A 22,144-nucleotide genomic window follows, 5' to 3' on the forward strand; every position below is an offset into this window, starting at 1 on the left:
CGGGGTTTGAGGCAACCATAGTCGGTGTGCTCGGTCAGGAGCTGAGTGGGTCTGTGGGGGTGCTGCCGATGCTGCCGGAATCGCTGGTGCTGACGAAACCGCCGTCGGGGCTGCTGTCGGCGGCGAACGAGGCGAGCCAGTTGCGCAGCAGCCTGGCGCCCGCCTCGGCGGACTTCTCGGGATGGAACTGTGCGGCCCAGGTGGTGCCGTCCTCGACAGCGGCGATGAAGTCGCTGCCGTGACGGGCGGTCGTCACCGTCGCATTCGGCGGCGGCTCGGTCGCGGCATAGGAGTGGACGAAGTAGAAGCGTTCGTCCCCGACGCCCGCGAACATGGCCGAGTCTGCAGGTGCACTGACCTTCGACCAACCCATATGCGGGATGACCGGGGCTTCGAGGCCGGTGACGGCGCCGGGCCACAGGCCGATGCCGTCGGTCTTCACGCCGTGTTCCTCACCGCGGGAGAAGAACACCTGGAGGCCGACGCAGATGCCGAGCAGCGGTCGGCCCTGTTCGTGGCGGGCACGGATGAGGTCGACTCCCCCGACGTTGTCGAGTCCGGCCATCACGGCCGAAAACGCGCCGACCCCGGGGACCAGCAGTCCGTCGGAGTCGTTGATGACATCGCGGTCGGCCGTGAGCGTGACCTCGGCACCGGCCGCGGCGACTGCACGCACGGCGGAGCGGACATTGCCGGCTCCGTAGTCGAGGACGGCGACTGTCCTCATCGCTTCGCCCCCTTGCTCAGCACTGACCAGATCCTCCACAGGGAGAACCCGAGGACGATGACGCCGAGCACGGCGACGACCCAGGCGATGGTGTTCCCGCCCAGCGCGAGCGCAATGCCGAAGGCGGTGACGAGTCCGGCGAGGACGGCGGCGATGATCCACAGCAGTGCCGTGCGCGCCATGGCTGCCCGTCCCGGGCTCATCGTGGCCGCACTGGCCTGCAGCTTCGTCATCGAATCGGTTCTGATGCTGCCTTCGACGTCGTCTGCGGCAACGGTTTCGAGCAGCAGCCCTTCGAGGACATCGGGGAGGTTCTTCAGTGCCAGTCCGGCCGGCACATCGGATTCTCGGGCGCCGTGGCGGAAGTGGCCGGCGTCGATCTGCTCTTCGCTGCGCACGAGGAGGAGGACCTCATGTTTGCCGGCGAGCTTCGAGATCGCCGCGGCCGCCTCGTTGCCGGCTTCGACATCGGTGTCGGCGAGGACGATGCCGCTGAACTCACCGATCGGCACGATGGTGCCGGAGATGTTCGACAGCACGCAGGCGGCGGCCAGCTGCTGGGCGACCCCGAAAGGGGTCACGATGACGGTCGTGCTCACAGGACTCCCTTGGTGCTGGGAACGGAGTTGCTCCGCGGGTCGGTCTCGACGGCCTGCCGCAGCGCGCGGGCGAAGGCCTTGAATTCGGCTTCGACGATGTGGTGCGGGTCGCGGCCGCGAACCAGGTCGAGGTGGACGGTCAGTCCGCCGTTGAAGGCGATCGATTCCAGCGAGTGGGAGGTCATCGAACCGGTGAAGTGACCACCGATGAGGTGGTACTGCTGGCCTTCGGGTTCGCCTTCGTGGACGAAGTAGGGACGACCGGAGACGTCGACGACGCACTGGGCCAGTGCTTCGTCCAGCGGCACGGCGGCGAAGCCGTAGCGGCGGATGCCGACCTTGTCGCCGAGTGCTTCGCGAATGGTCTGGCCGAGGACGATGGAGGTGTCTTCGACGGTGTGGTGGACGTCGATGTGGGTGTCGCCGGTGGCGGTGATGTCGAGGTCGATCATCGAGTGCTTCGACAAGGCGGTGAGCATATGGTCGAAGAACGGCACGCTCGTGGAGATGGTCGAGGTACCGGTGCCGTCGAGGTTGACGGACACGGACACCGTGGACTCGGAGGTGGTGCGTGAGTTCTGGGCCTGCCTCATGGAGTGCCTTTCGTCGGGGCGGCTGGTGACGGGGTCGGAGACTGCGGACGGTCCGCGAGGAGGTCAGGGTCGTCGGCGAGGATCTCGTCGATGGCGGTCAGAAACGCTTCGGTCTCTGCCTCGGTGCCGGCGTTGACGCGGGCGTGGCCGGTGATGCCGATATCGCGGATGAGGATTCCGCGATCGAGCAGCTTCTGCCACAGCTCGGCCGGTGAGGCGATGTTGCCGAAGAGGACGAAGTTCGAATCGCTGTCGTGGACGGTGAAACCCGCCTCGGCGAGGTGGCTCGACATGCGGTTGCGCGAGTCGATGAGTCGGTCGACGTTGCCCAGCAGCAGCTCCGCGTGTTCGAGTGCCGTGCAGGCGAGCACCTGAGTGACCTCGGACAGGTGGTAGGGCAGGCGGACGAGGCGGAGGACGTCGATGAGCTCGGGGGCGGCGATGGCGTAGCCCAAGCGCAGGCCAGCACAGGCGAAGGCCTTGCTCATGGTCCGGGAGACGACGAGGCGGGGCCGGCCGTCGAGCAGAGTCATCGCCGAGGACTTGGCGGGGCGGGAGAATTCCGCATATGCCTCGTCGACGATGACGATTCCTGCGCAGTTGTCGTAGGCGGCTTCGATGACGTCGAGGCCGATCGAGGTGCCGGTCGGATTGTTCGGGGTGCACAGGAAGACGATGTCCGGATTCGCCCGCGCCACTTCGGCGGCGACCGTCTCGGCATCGAGAGTGAAATCGTCCTTGCGTTCGACGTGCTGCCAATCGGCTCCGGTGCCCGTGGTGATGAGCGGGTGCATCGAATAGGAGGGAGTGAACCCGAGAACGGTGCGGCCCGGTCCGCCGAAGGCCTGGACGATATGGCTGAGCACTTCGTTCGACCCGTTGGCGGCCCAGATCATGGAGGGGTCGAGGTCGACGGTGTCTCCGGCACGTTCGTTCACACCGTCCAAGTAGGTGACGAGATGTTCGCGCAGTGCGGTGAATTCGCGATCGGGATATCGGTTGAGTCCGGCGAAGTGATCGTCGACGGCTGCGCGCATGCTCTCGACGACGACGTCCGGAAGCGGATATGCGTTCTCGTTGACGTTGAGCTGGACCGGCACATTGAGGTGCGGAGCCCCGTACGGCTTGAGGCCGACGAGGTCTGAACGCACTGGCAGAGAGTCGATGTTTCCCACGGCGATCATTCTACCGAGAGGTCCCCGCCGCCCGGGCGGCGGGTCGGGCATCGAGATCGGCCGGTCGGCTCATCCGATCGAACGGGTCAGCGCGCTGCCGGTCGGGCCGGCGCCCTGCCGGTCGAGCAGGGTTCGGCCTCAGCGGACGGGGACGTCGAGGGTCTGGCCGGGGTGAACCGTCGGGGTGTCCAGGTGGTTGATCTCGACGATATCGGCAACCACATCGCGGGTGTCGCGTTCGATGCCGAGATTCGACGCCACGGTCCACAGCGATTCGCCCTCACCGACGACGACCGCCTCGGCGTCGATGCCGATGCTCTCCGACTCCGATTCGGCAACAGCAGCGGCCGAGAACGACTGGGTGGCGAGGAGGACCGCCCCGCCGATGACGACGAGAGCGACGAGCAGGGTCCGGAGAAGGCGCACAGCCTGGCGTCCACGAGGGGTCAGGTGCAGCTCGGTGTTCTGTGCAGACATCGCATTACCTCTTTCATTCGTACGATTCCACCAGTAATCGGTAGAACGTCTGTTCTATTCAACATGCCAATCGAACAAATGTCCAGTCCAACTCGAACATCTATGCGACAATGAGAGGGAACCAGCGTTGTTGATTGATCTGTCAGAACCATCTCAGTCGGCACTGACACGAGAATTTCCGAAGCGGAGATCACGGCGTTCAGCGGCAGGGAATAGAACGAAGGGGAACGAGCAATGGTTCAGAACAAACGGGGCAGAGGCAGGCCTCGCAACGAAGATGTTGCCAGCGAGATCGCTGCCGCTCGCACCGATGACGACGTGGTCCAGATCCCTGAGGGGTCTTCCGGTGAGGGCGACTTCCGCCTCACTCCCCGTCAGCGTCTCGTGCTCGAGACCATCGAACGCGCGGTCGTGACCAACGGCTACCCGCCGAGCATGCGCGAGATCGGCAAGGCCGCCGGGCTGGCCTCCCTCTCCAGCGTCGCCCACCAGCTCTCCCAGCTCGAACGCCTCGGCTATGTCCGCCGCGACCCGAAGCGCCCGCGTGCCATCGAAGTGGTCAACCCGTTCGAAGAGGAAGAGGCCGAGCGCGCGAAGTACGAGGAGCTGGCCAACAACACCGTGCAGGTGCCGGTCGTCGGACGCATCGCCGCCGGTGGTCCGATCCTGGCCGAACAGGAAGTCGACGATGTCTTCTCCTTGCCGACCCAGGTCGTCGGCTCAGGTGAGATGTTCCTGCTCAAGGTCGTCGGCGATTCGATGATCGAGGCCGCCATCTGCCACGACGACTGGGTGGTCGTGCGCAAGCAGCACACAGCTGACAACGGTCAGATCGTCGCCGCCCTGCTCGACGGCGAGGCCACGGTGAAGACGCTCAAACGCAAGGCCGGTCAGCAGTGGCTGATGCCGCAGAACGAGAACTACGAACCCATCGACGGCACCTACGCGCAGATCATGGGCCTCGTCGTCGCCGTCATCCGTCGCCTCTGACCCTTTGCCGGCTCTCCGCAGTCTGAACGCAAAGGCCCGCGACCGAATCGGTCGCGGGCCTTTGTGTCATCCTTCGTCGGTTTCGGCCAGCCGTGCCAGGCTCTTGCGGACGAGACCGGAATTCGTCGTCGGCCACATCCGCGGCATCGAATTGACGAGGAACCCGGCATACCGGGCCGAGCGCAGCCGTGAGTCGAGCACGGCCACCACTCCCCTGTCCTTGGTCGACCGGATGAGGCGTCCGGCGCCCTGAGCCAGACGCAGTGCGGCATGCGTGGCCGACACCGCCATGAATCCGTTGACTCCCCGCTGGTCGGCATCGCGTGCTCGCGCCTGCATGAGCGGATCGTCGGGGCGAGGGAAGGGCAGACGGTCGATGACGACCAGGCGGTTCGTCCGTCCCGGCACATCGACTCCCTGCCACAGTGACATGGTTCCGAACAGGCAGGTCTCCTCGTCGGCCGTGAACTGAGAGACCAGCGCCGGCAGGCCGTCATCGCCTTGGAGCAGGATGGGGAAATCGAACTTCGTCCGCAGGTGTTCGGCTGCCGCATTGGCCGCCGCCCGGGAGGAGAACAGGCCCAGTGCCCCGCCGTTCGAGGATTCGACGAGTTTCTCGAGTTCGGTCAGCGCCTCCTCGCTCAGCCCGCTGCGTCCGGGTTTGGGCAGGTGAGAAGCGACATAGAGGATCCCCTGCTTCCCGTAGTCGAACGGGGATCCGACATCGAGGCTGTCCCATTTCGGGGCATCCGGTCCGAATAGTCCCAACGAGGCTGCCACCGCGTCGAAGTTGCCACCCAGGGACAGAGTCGCCGAGGTGGCCACAACCGTGGATTCTTCGAAGATGCCGTTGCGCATGGTCCCGGCCACGCTCAAGGGCGCGACGACGAGATTCGTCGTCTCCTTCTCCCGGAAGGTCGAGCGCGACAGCCAGATGACGTCGTTCTTGCCCGGGTCACAGAAGCGTTCGGCGAGTTCGAAGATCTCCTGGCAGCGCGCCTTGGCCATCTGCCGACCGGCATCGGCATCCTCGGTCTTGCCGCCGATGTCGTTGATGATCTGGCGGGCGGAGTCACGGATCTGCGCCAGTGCCAGACCGAGGGCCTCGCTCATATGCAGGATGAGTCCCTCGGGCACCGAGGTCTGGGCGCGTTCGAGTGCCGCCGCGGCGGAGTCGAGCAGCGAGACGACCCCGTCCTGGACAGTGGTGTGCTTGCGCACGGAGCTCGTCGCCGCCGAGAGCATGCTCGTGTTGATCTGCCCCGACAGGGCGCCGGTCACCCGATCCTTGAGCTCGTGGGCCTCGTCGATGATGATGACATCGTGTTCGGGCAGCACGTTCGATTCCCCGAAGGCGTCGATGGCCAGCAGCGCATGGTTCGTCACGACGATATCGGCTTCGGCGGCTTTGTTCCGGGCGATTTCGGCGAAGCATTCGGTGAACAGCGGGCAGTTCGATCCGAGGCAGTCGAAGGCGTTGACGGACACCTGTGACCAGGCGCGATCGCTGACACCGGGCAGGAGGTCGTCCCGGTCACCGGTGTCGGTGGTCTTCTCCCAGGTGCGGATCCGCTGGATCTCCTCCCCCAGGCCCGAGCGTTCGGTGGGTTTGCGTCCCGCCTCGGCGTCGGCCCCCAGGTCGAAGAGCATGCCCTCGCCCTCGTCCGGGTATCCGCCGGCGAGCTTGTGCTTGCACACATAGTTCCGCCGCCCCTTGAGCAGTGCCGCTCGGGGCAGCGGGTCGAGGTCCTTCTTCACGGCCTTGAACAGCCGGGGCAGGTCGCGGTGGATGATCTGCGTCTGCAGGGCCAGGGTCGCCGTGGACACGACGACCTTCCCGCCGGTACGGGTGACGTACTCGGCGGCAGGCACCAGGTAGGCCAGCGATTTGCCGGTACCGGTTCCCGCCTGCACGAGCAGATGGATTCCCTTGTCCAGCGACGAGGCGACCGCCTGCGCCATCTCCTGCTGACCCTCACGTGGCGATCCGCCGATGGCGCCGACAGCGGATTCGAGGAGGTTCTCGACTGCTTTCACTCGTCGATGACCAGGTCCGGACGTTGGAATTCGCGCAGTTCGTCGACGAGTTCGGTCGGCACCTTCGCCTGCAGGCTGGTGCCTTCCGTGCCGTGCGATTCGTGTTCGACCGTGCCGAGGGCGTAGATCTTCGACACGAGGTCACCGCGTTCATAGGGAATGAGCACGGTCATGTCGATATCCGGGACGGGGAGGCGGTTCTCGATGGCCTCGATGAGGTCGTCGATCCCTTCCTTCGAGACGGCGGAGACGAACTGGGCGTCGGGGTACTCCGCGCGGAGGCCGGTGATCACAGCCTCCTCGGCGATATCGGCCTTGTTGAACACGAGAAGTTCGGGGATGTCCCCGGTCTCCACGTCCCCCAGTACATTGCGCACGGCCTGGATCTGACCGTGCGGATCCGGGTGGGAGGCATCGACGACGTGGAGGAGCAGATCCGAACCGGCGGCCTCCTCCAGGGTCGAACGGAAGGCTTCGACGAGCTGGTGGGGCAGGTTGCGGACGAACCCGACGGTGTCGGTGTAGGTGAAGACGATGCCGTCGGCGGTCTTGGCCTGCCGAACGGTCGGATCGAGGGTGGCGAACAGGGCGTTCTGCACCATCACCTCGGCGTTGGTGAGCAGGTTGAGCAGGGAGGACTTGCCCGCGTTCGTGTACCCGACGATCGCGACGGACGGCACATGATGGCGGGCGCGGTTCTTCCGCTTCGTCTCTCGAGACGGCGCCATGGCGTTGATCTCCCGGCGCAGCTTCGACATGCGCGCACGGATGCGGCGACGGTCGAGTTCGATCTTCGTCTCACCGGGTCCGCGGGAGCCGATTCCGGCACCGCCGGCGACACGACCACCGGCCTGCCGGGACAACGACTCACCCCAACCGCGCAGACGCGGCAGGAGGTATTCGAGTTGGGCGAGTTCGACCTGGGCCTTGCCTTCGCGGGATTTCGCGTGCTGGGCGAAGATGTCGAGGATGAGCGCGACGCGGTCGACGACCTTGACCTTGATGACGTCCTCGAGTCCGCGCCGCTGGCTGGGGGCGAGTTCGGAGTCGATGATCACGGTGTCGGCGCCGACGGAGGCGACGACCTCGGCGAGCTCGGCGGCCTTGCCCTTGCCGAGGAAGGTGCCGGGATCCGGCTTGTCGCGGCGCTGGATGAGCGCGTCGAGGACGTCGGAACCGGCGGTTTCGGCCAGTGCGGCGAGTTCGCGGATCGAGTTCTCGGCTTCGGCCTGGGTGGTGTTCCAGATGCCGGCGAGGACGACGCGTTCGAGGCGGACCTGACGGTATTCGACCTCGGTGATGTCTTCGAGTTCGGTCGACAGTCCGGCCACGCGGGTGAGCGCGGCGCGCTCGGCGAGGTCGAACTGGTCGTCCTCGGGGGTGGTGTCGTGATCGTCGAGGGCTTGGGCGCCTCGGGAGAGCACACGGTCGAGCATCGCGTTGCGACGCTCTTTGTCTTCAGACGTCATTCATTCCTTTGTTCTCTGCCGTCCGCACGGGACTTCTCGTGCCGACGTCGTCATGCCTCGCACCGGTCGTGGCGGTGCGCACCGACGGTGGTGTCCATCAATTCTCCCACAGCCGTCTACACTGAAACCGTGTCAGAGCACTATTTCACCGAATCGCCGAGCAGCGAGGCCAAGTCGCGGGAACTCAACCTCGATCTGGCCGGCCGCGCCGTCACCGTCGAAACCGTATCCGGCACGTTCTCGCCCACTCGCCTCGACCTCGGCACGGCTGTGCTGCTGCGGCATCTGCCTCAGCCGCCGGCCGGCGATGTCCTCGACCTCGGCTGCGGGTGGGGTCCGATCGCCCTGCACACGGCTTTGGACGCCCAGGACGCCGAGGTGGCTGTGCGAGTGTGGGCGCTCGACGTCAACTCCCGGTCCCTGGAGACCACCGCGGCGAATGCGCGCAGGCTGGGTCTCGATACGATCAACACCGTCACCGCCGCCGATGTTCCCACCGACCTGCAGTTCGCCGCGATCCGGTCGAATCCCCCGATCCGCATCGGCAAGGACGCACTGCACGAACTCCTGGAGACGTGGCTGCCGCGTCTGGCCCCGGGCGGTCGCGCCGATCTCGTCGTGTCGAAGAACCTCGGTGCCGATTCCCTGCAGAAGTGGATCGCCGGGATGCTCGGTGACGGCTTCGAGGTCGTGCGCACGGGATCGTCGAAGGGCTTCCGCGTGCTCACGGTCGAGCGCGGCTGAGCTCAGCTGATCGTGCCGCCGGCGACGAGGACCGCGGGTCCGGCGAGGCTGACGCGTCCGCTCGTGCCTTCGGCATTAGGTTCGATCTCGATGCGCAGCTGACCGCCGGGCACGTCGACTCTCCACTGCAGAGGTGACTTCTCGCCTGCCCAGTGGTGGGCTGCGATCGCGGCCGCGCAGGCGCCGGTTCCGCAGGAGCGGGTCTCACCGACGCCGCGTTCGAACACGCGCATGCGCAGGGCGCCTTCTCCCCCGGCCACATCGGATCGGGCGGGCTCCATGACGATGTATTCGACATTCGAGCCCTGTGCGGGCACGGGGTCGAGGACGGGGGCATCACGCAGGTCGGCGGCGGCGAGTTCGGAGTTCTCGGCCAGGGCAACGACGGTGTGCGGATTGCCGGTGGACACGCGCAGTCCGGGGCGGGCGACCTCGATGCCTCCGGTGGTCACGAGCACGCTGCTCGACGGGTCGAGTGACCATTCGCCCATGTCGATCGTGTACCAGGCGTCGCTGGCGGATCCGGGTCCGGGCGTGCCGGTGTCGACGACGTCGTCTCCGGTCTGGACCCCCAGGGCCGGGTTGAGGGTGGTGCGCACGGTTTTGATTCCGTCGCGGGTGCCCACGAGGATATCGCGGGCCTCGGCGGAGACGCGGCCGCTGGTCACGAGTGCGTGGGCGAAGACGCGTACGCCGTTGCCGCACATCTCGGAGAGGCTGCCGTCGCTGTTGTAGTAGTCCATGAACCATTCGGCACCGGCGTCGGCCTGTTCGGCGGCTCCCGGGATGCCGCTGGCGGCGGAGCGGACGATGCGGATGATGCCGTCGGCGCCGAGTCCGGCCCGCCGGTCGGCGAGCGTGGCCACGGCTTCGGGATGCATCTCCAGCCTGCTGTCGTCGTCGGAGAGCAGAACGAAGTCGTTCTGGGTGCCGTGTCCCTTGACGAAGGTGACATCGGACCAGGCGGCGAACGGGGTATCCGGAGTGCTCATGGCTCCATCCTATCGGTGACGGTCGGCTCAGGTCTTCAATGCCCGTTCAGGACGTCGAGCGCGGCCGCCATGTCGGGCTCGGCCGCTATGTCGTCAGTGCCCGCCCAGCACGTCGAGGGCGGCCGCCAGGTTCTGCTCGGCGTCGGCGGCACTGCCGTCGATCCAGTGGATGCGCGGATCACGACGGAACCAGGTGTCCTGCCGGCGTGCGAACTGCCGGGTGCGGATCGTCGTCTCATCCTTCGCCTCGGCGGCGGTGAGCTCTCCGGACAGGTGGCGTTGGATCTGTGCGTACCCGATGGCGCGCGACGCCGTCTTGCCTTCGGCCAGTCCGGCGTCGAGGAGCCGAATCACTTCATCGACCCATCCGTGATCCCACATGAGGTCGACGCGAGCGGCGATGCGCTCGTGAAGCGCGGCTCGGTCCACGCTCAGGCCCAGATGGATGGTCGGTTCGATCTCCTGATAGTCCGGCAGCTGAGCGCTGAAGGCACGGCCCGTGAGTTCGATGACCTCGAGGGCTCGAACGATGCGTCGCTGGTCGTTGACGGTGATCTTCTCGGCCGCTTTCGGGTCGAGTTCGCGCAGCTTCTGATGCAGCGCCCACCGGTCGACGGCGACCTCGGCCTCTAGGCGGGCCCGCAGCTGAGGGTCGGTGCCCGGGAACTCCATATGGTCGACCGCAGCACGCACGTAGAGCCCGGACCCGCCGACGAGGATCGGCCGCAGTCCACGCCCCCGGATGTCCGCGATCGCCGCCCGCGCACGTGCCTGAAAGTCCTGGACGTTCGCCTCTTCGGTGACGTAGAGGATGTCGATGAGATGGTGCGCGATCCCCCGACGCTCATCGACCGGCAGCTTCGCCGTGCCGATGTCCATCCCGCGATAGAACTGCATCGAATCCGTGTTGATGATCTCTCCGCCGAGGCGGCCCGCCAGATCCAGCGCCAGGTCCGATTTCCCGGTGGCAGTGGCTCCGACGATGGTGATGATCGGCGCGTTGTCCTCAGCCATCGGCGATCACCCCCAGCTTCCGGTTCCGCAGAGTGACCGCACTTCGTGGACACGTTCGTCGATGACCGGCTCCAGCGTCGACACCCGAGCACCGTGGTCGACGAGGTGGCGGATTCCTGCGGCTAGCACGCTGAGATTCGCGGCCATGGTCTCCGCTCGTACACAGATTTCGACCAGTCTTGCGGTGTCGATCGTGGGCCCGGAGGTGAGTGTCTCCACGACAGCACGATCGAAGTCCTCGGCACCGTCGATCGGGGCCAAGGGCGCGTCCTCTGTCGCGGCACCCGAGAGGTCGATGGGCAGCAGAAGATTCTCGCTCGATCCGAACGGGCCGATGCCGACGTCGGCGGCGTGAGCGTGAAGGATCGCGACGATGATGGCCGGGTCGGCCGCCTCGGCGAGTCTGCGTTCGTCCGTCGTCAGGGACGCAACGTTATCGACCCAGTCGGATCCGGCCAGAAATCGACCCGTGCGAGTATCGACTCCACGGTCGATCCCCCAACCGCCGAGCCCGGCCACGGGCGGCAGCGTCTCGATGGGCAGCGCCCAATCGGACTGCGACCTCACGGTGTTGTGGAGCACGGTCCGCAGTTCGACCATGCGAGTGGTTTCGCTGTGGTCGATGTTCTCGAGCAGCACGGGGGCTGCCGGGATGACGGCGAAGGCGCCCATCTCAGCCGCGGGTGCGGATGGTCGGCATGCCGAGGTTCGTCGCGCCGGCCGAGCCCTGGCCGGGGCTCGGTGCACCGCAGCTGTCCGCCTGTGCCCGGTCGTAGGCATCACCGGCGCGGGACGGGCGCACGGAGAATCCGGAATCGGCGAGGAGGAAGTAGGGCTTCGCCTCGGTGACGGTGGCGGTGACGAAGTCACCGGGCCGCGGCATCTGTGCACCCTCGGGGATTCCCACGTGGACGAGGCGATTGTCTTCGGCCCGACCGCTCAGCCTGGGGGAATCGGCGTGGGGCAGCTTGGTCACGAGCACCTCGACCTCGCGGCCGATCTGGGCTTTGTTCTCGTCCCAGGCGATTTCGTCCTGGAGTGCGGTGAGGCGTTCGAATCGCTCCTGCACCACGTCCTTCGGCACCTGGTTGTCCATCGTGGCCGCGGGTGTGCCGGGGCGGATGGAGTACTGGAAGGTGAAGGCCTGGGAGAACCGAGCACGGCGGACGATGTCCATCGTGCCCTGGAAGTCCTCTTCGGTCTCTCCCGGGAAACCGACGATGATGTCTGTGGTGATGGCCGCGTGCGGGATGCGCTCGCGCACGGTGTCGAGGATGTTCATGAATCGCTTGGTCCGGTAGGACCGCCGCATGGATTTGAGGATCGTGTCCGAACCGGACTGCAGCGGCATGTGCAGCTGCGGCATGACGGTCGGGGTCTCTGCCATTGCGTCGATGACATCGTCGGAGAAGGCCGCCGGGTGCGGGCTGGTGAAGCGGACCCGCTCGATCCCGTCGACGTTGCCGACGGCGCGCAGCAGTTTCGCGAATGCTCCCTTGTCGCGGAATTCGGCACCGTAGGAGTTGACGTTCTGGCCGAGCAGGGTGACTTCGACGACTCCGTCGGCGACGAGTGCTTCGACTTCGGCGAGGATGTCGCCGGGACGACGGTCCTTCTCCTTGCCGCGCAGGCTGGGCACGATGCAGAAGGTGCAGGTGTTGTTGCAGCCGACCGAGATCGACACCCACCCGGAGTGCTGGGATTCGCGCCGGCTGGGCAGGGTGGAGGGGAAGACGTCGAGGCTTTCGAGGATCTCGACCTGGGCTTCCTCGTTGTGGCGAGCGCGTTCGAGCAGCGCCGGCAGGGAACCCATGTTGTGGGTGCCGAAGACCACGTCGACCCAGGGGGCCTTCTTCACGATGGTGTCGCGGTCCTTCTGTGCCATGCATCCGCCGACGGCGATCTGGAGACCGGGGTGGTTCTCTTTGACCTTCGCGAGCTGGCCGAGGTTGCCGTAGAGGCGGTTGTCCGCGTTTTCGCGGACGGCGCAGGTGTTGAAGACGACGACGTCAGCCTGGTCGTCGGTTTTCGCCTGAACGTAGCCGGCGTCGTCGAGCAGTCCGGACAGACGCTCGGAGTCGTGCACGTTCATCTGACATCCGTAGGTCTTGACCTCGTAGCTGCGAGGGGTGGTGCCGGATGTCGTCGGGGATTCAATCAGTTCAGTCATGGCGCACCTATTCTAGCTGTTCCCCGGGTGCCGTTTCAGTCGTCGGCGAGCACGTCTCGTGTGACCTTGATGCAGATCGCCGAGGGGAAGCCTCGGCGGGCGAGCATGCCGAGGATCCGACGCTCCCGCACCGCATAGTCGAGGCGCCGTGTGGAGGCGGCCTTCTTCTCGGCGACTTCGCGGGCGAGCTCTTCCTCGCCGTCGATGTCGGCGACTGCGTCGGCGGCCAGTTCGGGGCTGATGCCCTTCTTGCTCAGTTCGCGTTTGAGCACGGACCGGGAGAGTTTCCGGTTCTCTCGCTGTGCCCGTGCGAACCGGTGCGCGAACTCTTCGTCGTTGAGCAGCCGCGAGTTCTGCAATTTTTCGATGAGGACATCGATCGCTTCGGGCATGAGGTCGCGTTTGAGCAGCTTCTTGCGCAGTTCATCGCTGGAGTGATCGCGCATGGCGAGCATGTTCATGGCCGTCTTCTTCGCCTGGGCGTAGTCCGCATCGAAGTCGGGCGCCTCGTCCTCGTCGTCATCGAAGCTCAGCCCGGGACCGGAAGCGAAATCGGGCGGACCGTCGCTGCCATCAAGGAAATCTGGACCATCATTCTCGGCGGCAAGGAAATCAGGAACGTCGATGAAATCCGGAGTCGAGTCGGTACCGCCCTCGACCCACCCGTTGTCCGGTTCCTGCTGCTGTCGTTTCCAGCCGCTCGAGTTCTTCTTGCGCTTCGAACCGGCTGTCGTGTCGGCCTTCGATGCCGCTCGTGCAGATTTCCCCGACCGTTTTCCCGAGCCAGCACTGGAACGCGACCCGGAACTCTTTCGGCTGCCGGTACGACCGTTGCCGCCGTCGACATCACCGTCGTCGAGGCCGGAGAGACCGGCGAAGAATCCGGCCTCCCCTTCGGCATGACGTTGGTCGATCTCCGAGATCGCGCTGCGCAGCTGCGAGAGCTTCTCGGTCTGAGACGAGTCGTTCCGGCCGAAGTCCCCCGCACCGACCGTATCGGTCGCTGCGGAGGGCCCGTGGCCGCTGTACTCGTCGTCAGTCGACGAGGCGTCAGGAGACTTCGACGTCATCCGTCTGAGCTTCTCCGACCGCCTCGGCGCCGTCCTCGGGTTCGTCGACCTGGATGAGACCCAACTTGTGTTTGATCTTCAGCTCGATCTCTTCGGCCAGGCCGGGGTTGTCACGGAGGAAGTTGCGGACGTTCTCCTTGCCCTGACCCAGCTGATCGCCGTCGTAGGTGAACCAGGAACCGGACTTGCGCACGATGCCGTTGTCGACTCCCATATCGATGAGGCTGCCTTCGCGGGAGATGCCGTGGCCGTAGAGAATGTCGAACTCGGCCTGCTTGAACGGCGGAGCGACCTTGTTCTTCACGATCTTCGCACGGGTTCGGTTGCCGACCGCGTCCTGACCTTCCTTGAGGGTCTCGATGCGGCGGACGTCGATGCGCACGGAGGCGTAGAACTTCAGGGCCTTACCGCCCGAGGTGGTCTCCGGGGAACCGAAGAAGACGCCGACCTTCTCACGCAGCTGGTTGATGAAGATCGCGGTGGTCTTCGACTGGGCCAGGGCACCGGTGATCTTACGCAGAGCCTGCGACATCAGACGAGCCTGCAGACCGACGTGGCTGTCTCCCATCTCGCCTTCGATCTCGGCCTTGGGCACCAGGGCTGCGACGGAGTCGATGACGATGATGTCCAGCGCACCGGAGCGGATGAGCATATCGGCGATCTCGAGAGCCTGCTCGCCGGTGTCCGGCTGGGAGACGAGGAGCTGATCGGTGTCGACGCCGAGCTTCTTCGCATACTCGGGGTCCAGTGCGTGCTCAGCATCGATGAACCCGGCGATTCCGCCGGCCTTCTGTGCATTCGCCACGGCGTGGAGAGCCACGGTGGTCTTACCGGAGGATTCCGGACCGTAGATCTCGACGACGCGACCGCGCGGCAGACCGCCGATGCCCAGAGCGATGTCGAGAGCGACAGAACCGGTCGGGATGGAGGCGATGGGCTCACGCACACCGTCGCCGAGGCGCATGATCGCGCCCTTGCCGTAGTTGCGATCGATCTGGCCCATTGCGGCTTCGAGCGCCTTCGACTTGTCGCCGCCGGTGGGAACCTGAAGGTTCTTGGGTGTACGTGCCATGACGTCTCCTCTTCGTTGCTTTTCCTTTGAGACCAAGGCTAGAAGATGGCACTGACATAACGACAGAGGAAGCGATTCCCCCGTGGATAACCAGCCACTCATGGTCACAGGTCCCGTGATTCCTCACCAGGATAACCCACATGGGAACAGGTGTTCTATATATTCGGGTGTGTCGCGTGTCTCCGCGGAATCTAGGCCGACGCCAGGCCCAGCTGCCAGGTGAGACCGAAACGGTCGCCCACCCACCCGAACGGTCCGACCCCGTAGTCGTCGAGCGGCATGAACACAGTCCCCTGCGCGCTCAGTGCGGTGAAGAGGCGTTCGAGTTCCTCGGCCGATTCGCAGTCGACCATGAGCGAGACGCCAGGGGTGATGTCCCACTCGTGGGCGACGAAGCTGTCGCTCAACCGCAGTCTCTGGCCGGCGATCTCGATCTCGGACATGATGACCGTGCCCTCGGCACCCGGTCCCTCGGCACCGTAGCGATTGTCGAGGATCACTCGCCCGTCGGCGAAGAGCTCGACATAGGTGGCCATGGCTTCGGCGGCGCTCTGGCCGCGGCTGGGCTGGAAGGTGATGAACGGGACGGCCTGATTCATGCGGTCAGTCTACACTCGGCCGACATCACGCCGACAGAGAAGGTTTCGCGCACCTTCGAGAAATCAGAACGGAGTCGAGCGCGGCTTCTCCTTGCCCAGGCGTCGGGATTCGGGAACGCCCATGGAGTCACACACGGCGATCCAGATATCGCGAGGTTCGACACCGGCTTCGAATGCCTGCTCCGCGGTTCGTGAACCCAATGAGCTCAGCGTGAGGTCGGTGTGCAGGGAGGCGGCGCGAGCCTCACCGAACTCCTCGTTCATGAGGATCCAGTAGAGCGTATGCCGCATCAGGGCTTGGCAGCCAGGCGCGGAGAAGAGTATCCCTCGGGGTGACCGAGGATCTTGTCCGAGAGCTCCTGCGGAATGGTGTCGGGGATCTGCACGCCCTCTTCGAGAGCGAAGCGATCGGACACGGACGACAGCAGTGCCGACAGCGGCAGATCGAGTGCTTCACAGATCGCCGACAGCAGCTCCGAAGAGGCTTCCTTCTGTCCGCGCTCGATCTCACTGAGGTAGCCCAGCGAAACGCTGGCTCCGGTCGAGACATCGCGAAGGGTGCGTCCTTGACGACGGCGGGCAGAACGTAGTGCGTCGCCGATTTCGACTCTCAGTAACATAACGCGGCCCTCCCTTTGTCAGCGCGTCCCGTCAATGTAGTTCCAACAACCTTACAACCTGGCCGTGACACAGCACCAACCTGGTGCCCCGAGCGGATGGTATTGCCAGTCCATTCGAAGACTTTGGAGAATTTTCGTCCGATGGTCATCACCCGGTCAACCCCACAGCGGTCGGCGTTATTCCGCGACCGACTCACGATCGGCTGTCCCCTGCCCGGCTTCCGGCCCGAAGGCGAGTTCGCGCACGAATTCGTCGAGGTTGACCGCCATCGCCTGTACCGTCTGACTGCGGATGGCGTCGCGGTCACCGGTGAACTCGTGCTCGAGGACCTTCGCCTTCCCGCCGAAGGCGATCGCCGTGTAGACGAGTCCGACGGGCTTGTCGTCCTGCGGATCGGGACCGGCGACCCCGGTGCAGGAGATCCCGATGTCGGCGACGCACTGCACTGCCGTGCCGACGGCCATCTGCGCGGCGACGACCGGGTCGATCGGTCCGGTCTCCTCGAGGTGGTCGGCATTCACTCCGGCCAGGCTCGCCTTGAGGTCGGTGGCGTAGGTGACCAGCCCCCCGCGCACCACGGCCGACGCGCCCGGCACGTCGACGAGCGAGGCGACGAAGCGTCCCCCGGTCAGCGACTCTGCCGAGGCCAGTGAGATCCCCAGCTGAGAGCAGGTGGAGATGATGCGACGCGCGGTCGCCGTCAGCTCGGACTCAGCCACGCTGTGTGTCCCCGCCGGTCTGCGTGTCCCCGGCGCTCGGCCCATCCCCGCCGCTCGGCGCATTCTTGCCGTTCTTCGCGTCCTTGTACAGCTTCGCCGCCTGCACGCAATAGTCGACGCCGGTGACGATGGTGACGACGATGGCCGCGGCCATGATGACCCAGGCGACGACGAGGAGGATGTCGGAGACGACGGAGGGCGCCACGTCCGAGAGCGGGAAGACCACCAGGAACAGCCCGATCGCCGCCGTCTGCAGCACGGTCTTGATCTTGCCCCCGCGCGAGGCGGGCATAACGGCGATGCGGATCATGAAGAACCGCAGCACGGTGATGCCGAATTCGCGCACGAGGATGATCACGGGCACCCACCAGGGCAGTTCGGCGATGATCGCCAGACCGATGAGCGCGGCTGCCATGAGCGATTTGTCAGCGATGGGATCGGCGATCTTGCCGAAGTTCGTGATGAGGTTGTTCCGCCTGGCCAGGTAGCCGTCGACGAAGTCGGTGAACATGGCCAGCAGGAACACGACGAGCGCCCACCAGCGCAGGGTCACATCGTTGCCGCCGTCGGTCAGCAGGAGCACGAGGAACAGGGGCACCATGATGATGCGCAGCACCGTGAGTGCGTTCGGAATGTTCCACGGACTCGGTTCCGCTGCGGGCTGCTGGGAGGCTCCGGCCTCGATTCGATCGTTCACGCATCCAGCCTATCGGAGTGAGCTGAGCAGATCATCCCAACCATGAGATTCACGACGACAATCGCCGAGGCGGCGCACCGTCGCAACGGTGAGCCGCCTCGGCGAGGGGTGGGGTTCGGATCGGATCAGCGGCCGGTGAGCTGCCAGGCGTCCTCTCCTGCAGCTTCGACGACCTCGAGCCCGGTCTCCGGGTCGACGTCGCCGACGGTGAGGTCGCCGGCATGGCCGACTCCGTTCGCGTATCGGTCGGACGATGCTGAGCTGGACGACGCCGAGCCGTGGGAGGTGTTCCCGTAGTCGTCGTCGAACTCCTCGTCGTAGTCCCCGGCCGCCGACGCGTGCCCGGATCCGGACTGGCCGTGGCCCTGGCCCCCGTCGGTCGGGGCGTCGGCCGCCGCGCCGGACGAATCACCGTCGGGCGGGGTCTCGCCCTTGATGATGGCCAGGGTGCCGGGCAGATCGTCGGGGCGCACGAGCACATCGCGGGCCTTCGATCCCTCGGAGGGTCCGACGATGCCGCGGGACTCCATGAGGTCCATGAGGCGACCGGCCTTGGCGAAGCCGACGCGCAGCTTGCGCTGGAGCATCGAGGTCGATCCGAACTGCGTGGTCACGACCTGTTCGATCGCCTGGAGCAACAGTTCGAGGTCGTCTCCGATGTCCTCGTCGATCTGCTTCTTCGGTGCTTCGACGGCCACGTCTTCGCGGTAGTTCGGGGTCAGCTGGCTCTTGACGTGCTCGACGACCTTCTCGATCTCGGACTCGTTGACCCAGGCTCCCTGGACGCGCATCGGTTTGGCCGCACCCATCGGCAGGAACAGCGCGTCACCCTGTCCGATGAGCTTCTCCGCGCCGGGCTGGTCGAGCACGACTCGCGAGTCGGCCAGCGATGAGGTCGCGAACGCCAGACGTGAGGGCACATTGGCCTTGATGAGGCCGGTTACGACGTCGACGCTGGGTCGCTGCGTGGCGAGGATCAGGTGGATGCCGGCGGCACGGGCCAGCTGCGTGATGCGCTGGATCGAGGCTTCGACGTCGCGCGGGGCGACCATCATGAGGTCGGCGAGCTCGTCGACGACGACCAGCAGGTACGGGTAGGGCTGGAGGACGCGCTCGGAGCCGGCGGGCGGGTGGATCCGACCTTCGCGAACGGCTTTGTTGAACTCCTTGACGTGTTTGAAGCCGTAGTGCGCGAGGTCGTCGTAGCGGGCGTCCATTTCGCGCACGACCCATTCGAGTGCCTCGGCGGCCTTCTTCGGATTCGTGATGATCGGGGTGATCAGGTGCGGGATGCCTTCGTAGATCGTCAGCTCGACGCGCTTGGGGTCGACGAGGATCATGCGGACCTCGTCGGGGGTCGCGCGCATCATGATCGAGGTGATCATGGAGTTCACGAAGCTCGACTTACCGGCACCGGTGGCACCGGCGACCAGGAGGTGGGGCATCTTCGAGAGGTCGGCGACGACGAATCCGCCTTCGACGTCCTTACCCACACCCATGACCATCGGGTGGTCGGTCTTGCGGGCGGCCTTCGAACGGAGCACATCGCCGAGGGCGACGTTCTCACGGTCGGTGTTCGGGATCTCGATGCCGATGGCCTTCTTGCCGGGGATCGGCGAGAGGATGCGCACGTCGGCGCTGGCCACGGCGTAGGCGATGTTCTTCGACAGCGCCGTGACCTTCTCGACCTTCGTTCCGGCCCCGAGTTCCACCTCGTAGCGGGTGACTGTGGGGCCACGGGAGAATCCGGTGACCTCGGCGTCGATCTTGAACTGCTCGAGCACATCGCGCAGGGCTTCGACGACACGGTCGTTGGCCTCGGAGCGTTCCTTCGCGGGAGGTCCGGGCTGGAGGTTGTCGGAGGCGGGCAGGGTGTAGGTGACGTCGCCGGCCAGGGTGAGCTGCTCGACGCGTTCGGGCAGCTGCTCCGTGGGCGGAGGTGCGGGTGCGTTCGTGATCGGCACCGGCGCCGAGGCGGCAGCGGGCTCGGACTTCTTCGCCTGGTTCGCGGCATCGTCGTCCATCCCGATGGTCTTCTTCAGCTCGGCCATCTCGCGTTCGGCCTTGGTGGGGCGGCGCTGGCCGGGCTTGAGCTTCGGCTCCGGGCTGGTCTCGATCCGGGTGGTGTCGGCCTCTTCGTCGCTGACGTCGTTCTCGTGGATGTACGCCTTGTCGTAGGCCTTCGTGGCGGTGTCGTCGGCGGCGGCATCCGAGTCGGCATCCGGGATCTCGGTCTTCTTCTTGCGACTGCGGCGCTTGGCGCCCATGACGGGTTTGAGGTCGGAGGTGCGGCCGTTCTCGGCAACGAGGTCGGACTGTTTGGTCTCGGCCGCCTCGGCGTCGGTCGCGGGTCGGGCACCGCCGGTGAGTCGGTAGTACAGGTCGGTGAGTCGGCGGGGAATCGCGCGCACCGGTGTTGCGGTGACCACGAGCAGGGAGAACAGCCCGAGGAGGACGAGCAGCGGCACGGCGACGTAGACGGTCGTCGCGATGACCAGCGGCGAGGACACGACGAATCCGAGCGCGCCTCCCCCGTTGGCCATGGCTTCGCGGGAGTTCGTGAAGGTCGGGTTGCCGGCGGCGATATGGGCCAGCCCAGAGGCGGCGAGCAGACCGAAGATCATCCCGATGAGGATGCGGTTGTTGCCGCGGTTGTCGTCGCCGCGCAGGAACAGGCGGATCGAATAGCAGGTGAAGACCACCGGCAGGGCGAGTGCCACTCGGCCGAAGGTGCCTTCGACGATTCCGCGGACGGCGTCGCTCATCGCGCCGGGGATGTTCCACCATTCGAAGGCGGCGATGATGATCGAGAGTCCGATGAGGAAGAAGGCTGTGCCGTCCCGCTTCGTCGGTGATTGATCGGTCGGTTCGTCGCTGAGAGTCTTTCGCGCACGGTTTCCGGCCATGTGGGCCACTCCCCTCCATGCACCGGTGACAACGTTTGTCCCGGGTTCTTCGGTCCCCGCTTGACCGGACCGACCAGCGTTTTTGCGCGCTGTGCGTTTCCCGGAACCAGAAGCGGGGGAAGTCGTTCTGGTCGCCATGTCACTCATCTTAGGACGATACCTGGCTCCTGCCCAGCAAATCCGCAGGTTTCGGCGTGTGGCGCGGCGGTCGGCAGGGGCTTCGGCAGCCGAGGCGAGTCCGACAGATTTCGACGTCACCTGGGGTGTTGGCGAGGTCACCTGGGGTGTTGGCGAGAAGGTTGCGCAAGGCAGCGGAGTGCCGGCCTGCAGGCTGGAAGTGCTGCATTCGACACCATGCGGAGTGAATGCCTATCTCGCCGAAAAACGGGCTGCGTGTCGAGAAACGGGTGTGCACATGCGTTTCTCGACGCTTCACCCGTTTCTCGGCGACGATGCTCTGCCGCGATCCGTTTTGCGTCACGGCTGAATCTCTCCGCGGGCTGGAATCGACCGTCTGCGTCTAGCGCTCCAGAAGGGAGGAAGGGCGAGTCCGCCACAAACTGGACTGAAACGATCAAAAAGACAACGGATATTGTAGGCTCCTGCTGAAACGCCGCTCACGAAAGGGCAATTTGTTGAAACGCTTCACGATCGGAATCATGGCTGTGGCCTGCGCATTCACGCTGTCTGCCTGCTCTGGCGGATCCGGTGATCAGGCTGGGCAAGGCCAGAAACAGGATGAGGCCTCCCCTGATCCAGCAGCTGTCGAATCTCAGGAAGCCGACGAACGCGCGGCTCTGAGCGGCGACGAATACAGCGACAGAATCCTCTCACTGGAGGACCTGCCCAGTGGCTTCACTGTCGGTGACGACGTCAAGTTCGGAGAGAAGGAAGAGCAGTCAGTCAATCCGTTTGACTCCGACGACAGCTCTGCCGATGCCGCTTCCTCACAGTCAGAATGCATCGTCGGCGCCATGGCAGCTCACTCATCAGAATTGGACGGAGTCTCTGCCGCCCGAACCTTTGATCAGTCCGGCGACAATGGCGGTTCATACATCATGACCTCATTGTCCAGACTTGAGAATGGCTCGAAACCGCTGCTCAAAGAACTCCGCAAGACTGTCAACGACTGCCAGGAGTCGATCAACGCTGAGCCTGCCGAGTCGGTCGACGTCTTCGAACCCAAAGGCAACAAGGGCGAAGGCTTCTGCACTGCGGCCTACAACGGAACTTTCTTGGGCCAAGGGAAGATCGCGATGTCAGAGTGCTACGTCTCCTGGGCCGGTGAGTTGCTGACAGTTCATCAGATGGCGTTCGAAGGCGAAACCAGCCCCGCCATCGACGAGGAAGCCATGAACGGTGTCAGCGACTACCTGACCGAAGATCTTCTCCCGACGGCGCTCAAGAAGGCAGAAATGGCGGCGAACTAGAACTGAGCACGGCGTTGAGCGAGATAAGTGGGCTCAGATTGCA

The 22,144-nt window shown here is 65.3% G+C and carries 22 protein-coding genes; 3 read left to right on the plus strand and 19 right to left on the minus strand.

Annotated elements, in window-relative coordinates; genetic code table 11:
- Positions 1–34: 34 nt before the first annotated feature.
- The 5 genes from hisH to CXR29_RS11180 all read right to left on the minus strand — a co-directional run bounded on the left by hisH (position 35) and on the right by CXR29_RS11180 (position 3,571).
- Positions 35–727, minus strand: coding sequence for an imidazole glycerol phosphate synthase subunit HisH (gene hisH, locus CXR29_RS11160; RefSeq protein WP_101553730.1), 693 nt, complete (start codon positions 725–727; stop codon positions 35–37).
- Positions 724–1,326 carry a hypothetical protein gene (locus tag CXR29_RS11165; RefSeq protein ID WP_025779765.1) on the minus strand — a complete coding sequence of 201 codons (603 nt, stop codon included), beginning with the start codon at positions 1,324–1,326 and terminating at the stop codon, positions 724–726. Before CXR29_RS11165 ends, hisH begins: the two co-directional genes overlap by 4 nt.
- On the minus strand, positions 1,323–1,919 hold the full coding sequence (gene hisB / locus CXR29_RS11170; RefSeq protein WP_101553729.1) for an imidazoleglycerol-phosphate dehydratase HisB: 597 nt from the start codon (positions 1,917–1,919) through the stop codon (positions 1,323–1,325). The genes CXR29_RS11165 and hisB overlap by 4 nt, the downstream gene beginning before the upstream one ends.
- Positions 1,916–3,094 carry a histidinol-phosphate transaminase gene (locus CXR29_RS11175; RefSeq protein WP_241241423.1) on the minus strand — a complete coding sequence of 393 codons (1,179 nt, stop codon included), beginning with the start codon at positions 3,092–3,094 and terminating at the stop codon, positions 1,916–1,918. Before CXR29_RS11175 ends, hisB begins: the two co-directional genes overlap by 4 nt.
- A 138-nt stretch (positions 3,095–3,232) precedes the next feature.
- On the minus strand, positions 3,233–3,571 hold the full coding sequence (locus CXR29_RS11180; protein WP_127364555.1) for a LysM peptidoglycan-binding domain-containing protein: 339 nt from the start codon (positions 3,569–3,571) through the stop codon (positions 3,233–3,235).
- Between the two features lie 234 nt (positions 3,572–3,805).
- Here CXR29_RS11180 and lexA point away from each other — a divergent pair, with 234 nt between their 5' ends.
- Positions 3,806–4,561, plus strand: a complete 756-nt coding sequence (gene lexA, locus CXR29_RS11185) for a transcriptional repressor LexA (protein ID WP_092012603.1) — start codon at positions 3,806–3,808, stop codon at positions 4,559–4,561.
- A gap of 66 nt (positions 4,562–4,627) precedes the next feature.
- Here the strand turns inward: lexA and CXR29_RS11190 are convergent, their stop codons facing one another.
- Both CXR29_RS11190 and hflX read right to left on the minus strand, forming a co-directional pair.
- Positions 4,628–6,598 carry an ATP-dependent DNA helicase gene (locus tag CXR29_RS11190; protein WP_127364556.1) on the minus strand — a complete coding sequence of 657 codons (1,971 nt, stop codon included), beginning with the start codon at positions 6,596–6,598 and terminating at the stop codon, positions 4,628–4,630.
- Positions 6,595–8,067 (minus strand): GTPase HflX, encoded by a 1,473-nt coding sequence (gene hflX / locus CXR29_RS11195; protein WP_127364557.1) that lies wholly within the window; start codon positions 8,065–8,067, stop codon positions 6,595–6,597. Before hflX ends, CXR29_RS11190 begins: the two co-directional genes overlap by 4 nt.
- A 129-nt stretch (positions 8,068–8,196) precedes the next feature.
- Between hflX and CXR29_RS11200 the strand changes: the two genes are divergently transcribed.
- Positions 8,197–8,811 carry a class I SAM-dependent methyltransferase gene (locus tag CXR29_RS11200; RefSeq protein WP_127364558.1) on the plus strand — a complete coding sequence of 205 codons (615 nt, stop codon included), beginning with the start codon at positions 8,197–8,199 and terminating at the stop codon, positions 8,809–8,811.
- Between the two features lie 2 nt (positions 8,812–8,813).
- On the opposite strand, the gene dapF is transcribed toward CXR29_RS11200, so the two are convergent.
- From dapF to CXR29_RS11260, 12 genes are all read right to left on the minus strand, one after another.
- Positions 8,814–9,803 (minus strand): diaminopimelate epimerase, encoded by a 990-nt coding sequence (dapF, locus tag CXR29_RS11205; protein WP_127364559.1) that lies wholly within the window; start codon positions 9,801–9,803, stop codon positions 8,814–8,816.
- 93 nt (positions 9,804–9,896) lie between these two features.
- Entirely contained in the window at positions 9,897–10,817 is a 921-nt protein-coding gene (miaA, locus tag CXR29_RS11210) for a tRNA (adenosine(37)-N6)-dimethylallyltransferase MiaA (protein WP_127364560.1), read from the minus strand.
- A gap of 6 nt (positions 10,818–10,823) precedes the next feature.
- Positions 10,824–11,489, minus strand: a complete 666-nt coding sequence (locus tag CXR29_RS11215; protein WP_127364561.1) for a hypothetical protein — start codon at positions 11,487–11,489, stop codon at positions 10,824–10,826.
- Position 11,490: 1 nt separating this feature from the next.
- Positions 11,491–12,987: a tRNA (N6-isopentenyl adenosine(37)-C2)-methylthiotransferase MiaB gene (gene miaB, locus CXR29_RS11220; protein ID WP_127364562.1), complete on the minus strand. Its 1,497-nt coding sequence runs from the start codon at positions 12,985–12,987 to the stop codon at positions 11,491–11,493.
- A gap of 35 nt (positions 12,988–13,022) precedes the next feature.
- Positions 13,023–14,057 carry a regulatory protein RecX gene (locus tag CXR29_RS17695; protein ID WP_241241424.1) on the minus strand — a complete coding sequence of 345 codons (1,035 nt, stop codon included), beginning with the start codon at positions 14,055–14,057 and terminating at the stop codon, positions 13,023–13,025.
- A complete protein-coding gene (gene recA / locus CXR29_RS11230) occupies positions 14,038–15,129 on the minus strand; it encodes a recombinase RecA (RefSeq protein ID WP_127364563.1) in 1,092 nt (363 codons plus the stop codon). Before recA ends, CXR29_RS17695 begins: the two co-directional genes overlap by 20 nt.
- Before the next feature lie 191 nt (positions 15,130–15,320).
- Positions 15,321–15,728, minus strand: a complete 408-nt coding sequence (locus CXR29_RS11235; protein WP_127364564.1) for a VOC family protein — start codon at positions 15,726–15,728, stop codon at positions 15,321–15,323.
- A 63-nt stretch (positions 15,729–15,791) separates the two neighbouring features.
- Positions 15,792–16,019, minus strand: a complete 228-nt coding sequence (locus tag CXR29_RS11240) for a DUF3046 domain-containing protein (RefSeq protein WP_101553721.1) — start codon at positions 16,017–16,019, stop codon at positions 15,792–15,794.
- Positions 16,019–16,348, minus strand: a complete 330-nt coding sequence (locus tag CXR29_RS11245; protein ID WP_062244061.1) for a helix-turn-helix domain-containing protein — start codon at positions 16,346–16,348, stop codon at positions 16,019–16,021. Before CXR29_RS11245 ends, CXR29_RS11240 begins: the two co-directional genes overlap by 1 nt.
- 177 nt (positions 16,349–16,525) lie before the next feature.
- Complete coding sequence (locus tag CXR29_RS11250; protein ID WP_241241425.1) at positions 16,526–17,068, minus strand: CinA family protein; 543 nt, start codon at positions 17,066–17,068, stop codon at positions 16,526–16,528.
- Complete coding sequence (pgsA, locus tag CXR29_RS11255; protein WP_127364565.1) at positions 17,061–17,765, minus strand: CDP-diacylglycerol--glycerol-3-phosphate 3-phosphatidyltransferase; 705 nt, start codon at positions 17,763–17,765, stop codon at positions 17,061–17,063. The genes CXR29_RS11250 and pgsA overlap by 8 nt, the downstream gene beginning before the upstream one ends.
- Before the next feature lie 125 nt (positions 17,766–17,890).
- Positions 17,891–20,671 carry a DNA translocase FtsK gene (locus CXR29_RS11260; RefSeq protein ID WP_206516207.1) on the minus strand — a complete coding sequence of 927 codons (2,781 nt, stop codon included), beginning with the start codon at positions 20,669–20,671 and terminating at the stop codon, positions 17,891–17,893.
- 635 nt (positions 20,672–21,306) lie between these two features.
- On the opposite strand from CXR29_RS11260, the gene CXR29_RS11265 reads away from it, so the two are divergent.
- A complete protein-coding gene (locus CXR29_RS11265) occupies positions 21,307–22,101 on the plus strand; it encodes a hypothetical protein (RefSeq protein ID WP_101553717.1) in 795 nt (264 codons plus the stop codon).
- The last annotated feature ends 43 nt before the right edge of the window (positions 22,102–22,144 follow it).

This window comes from Brevibacterium linens (assembly GCF_003999335.1).
In the GTDB taxonomy this organism is placed as follows: domain Bacteria; phylum Actinomycetota; class Actinomycetes; order Actinomycetales; family Brevibacteriaceae; genus Brevibacterium; species Brevibacterium linens.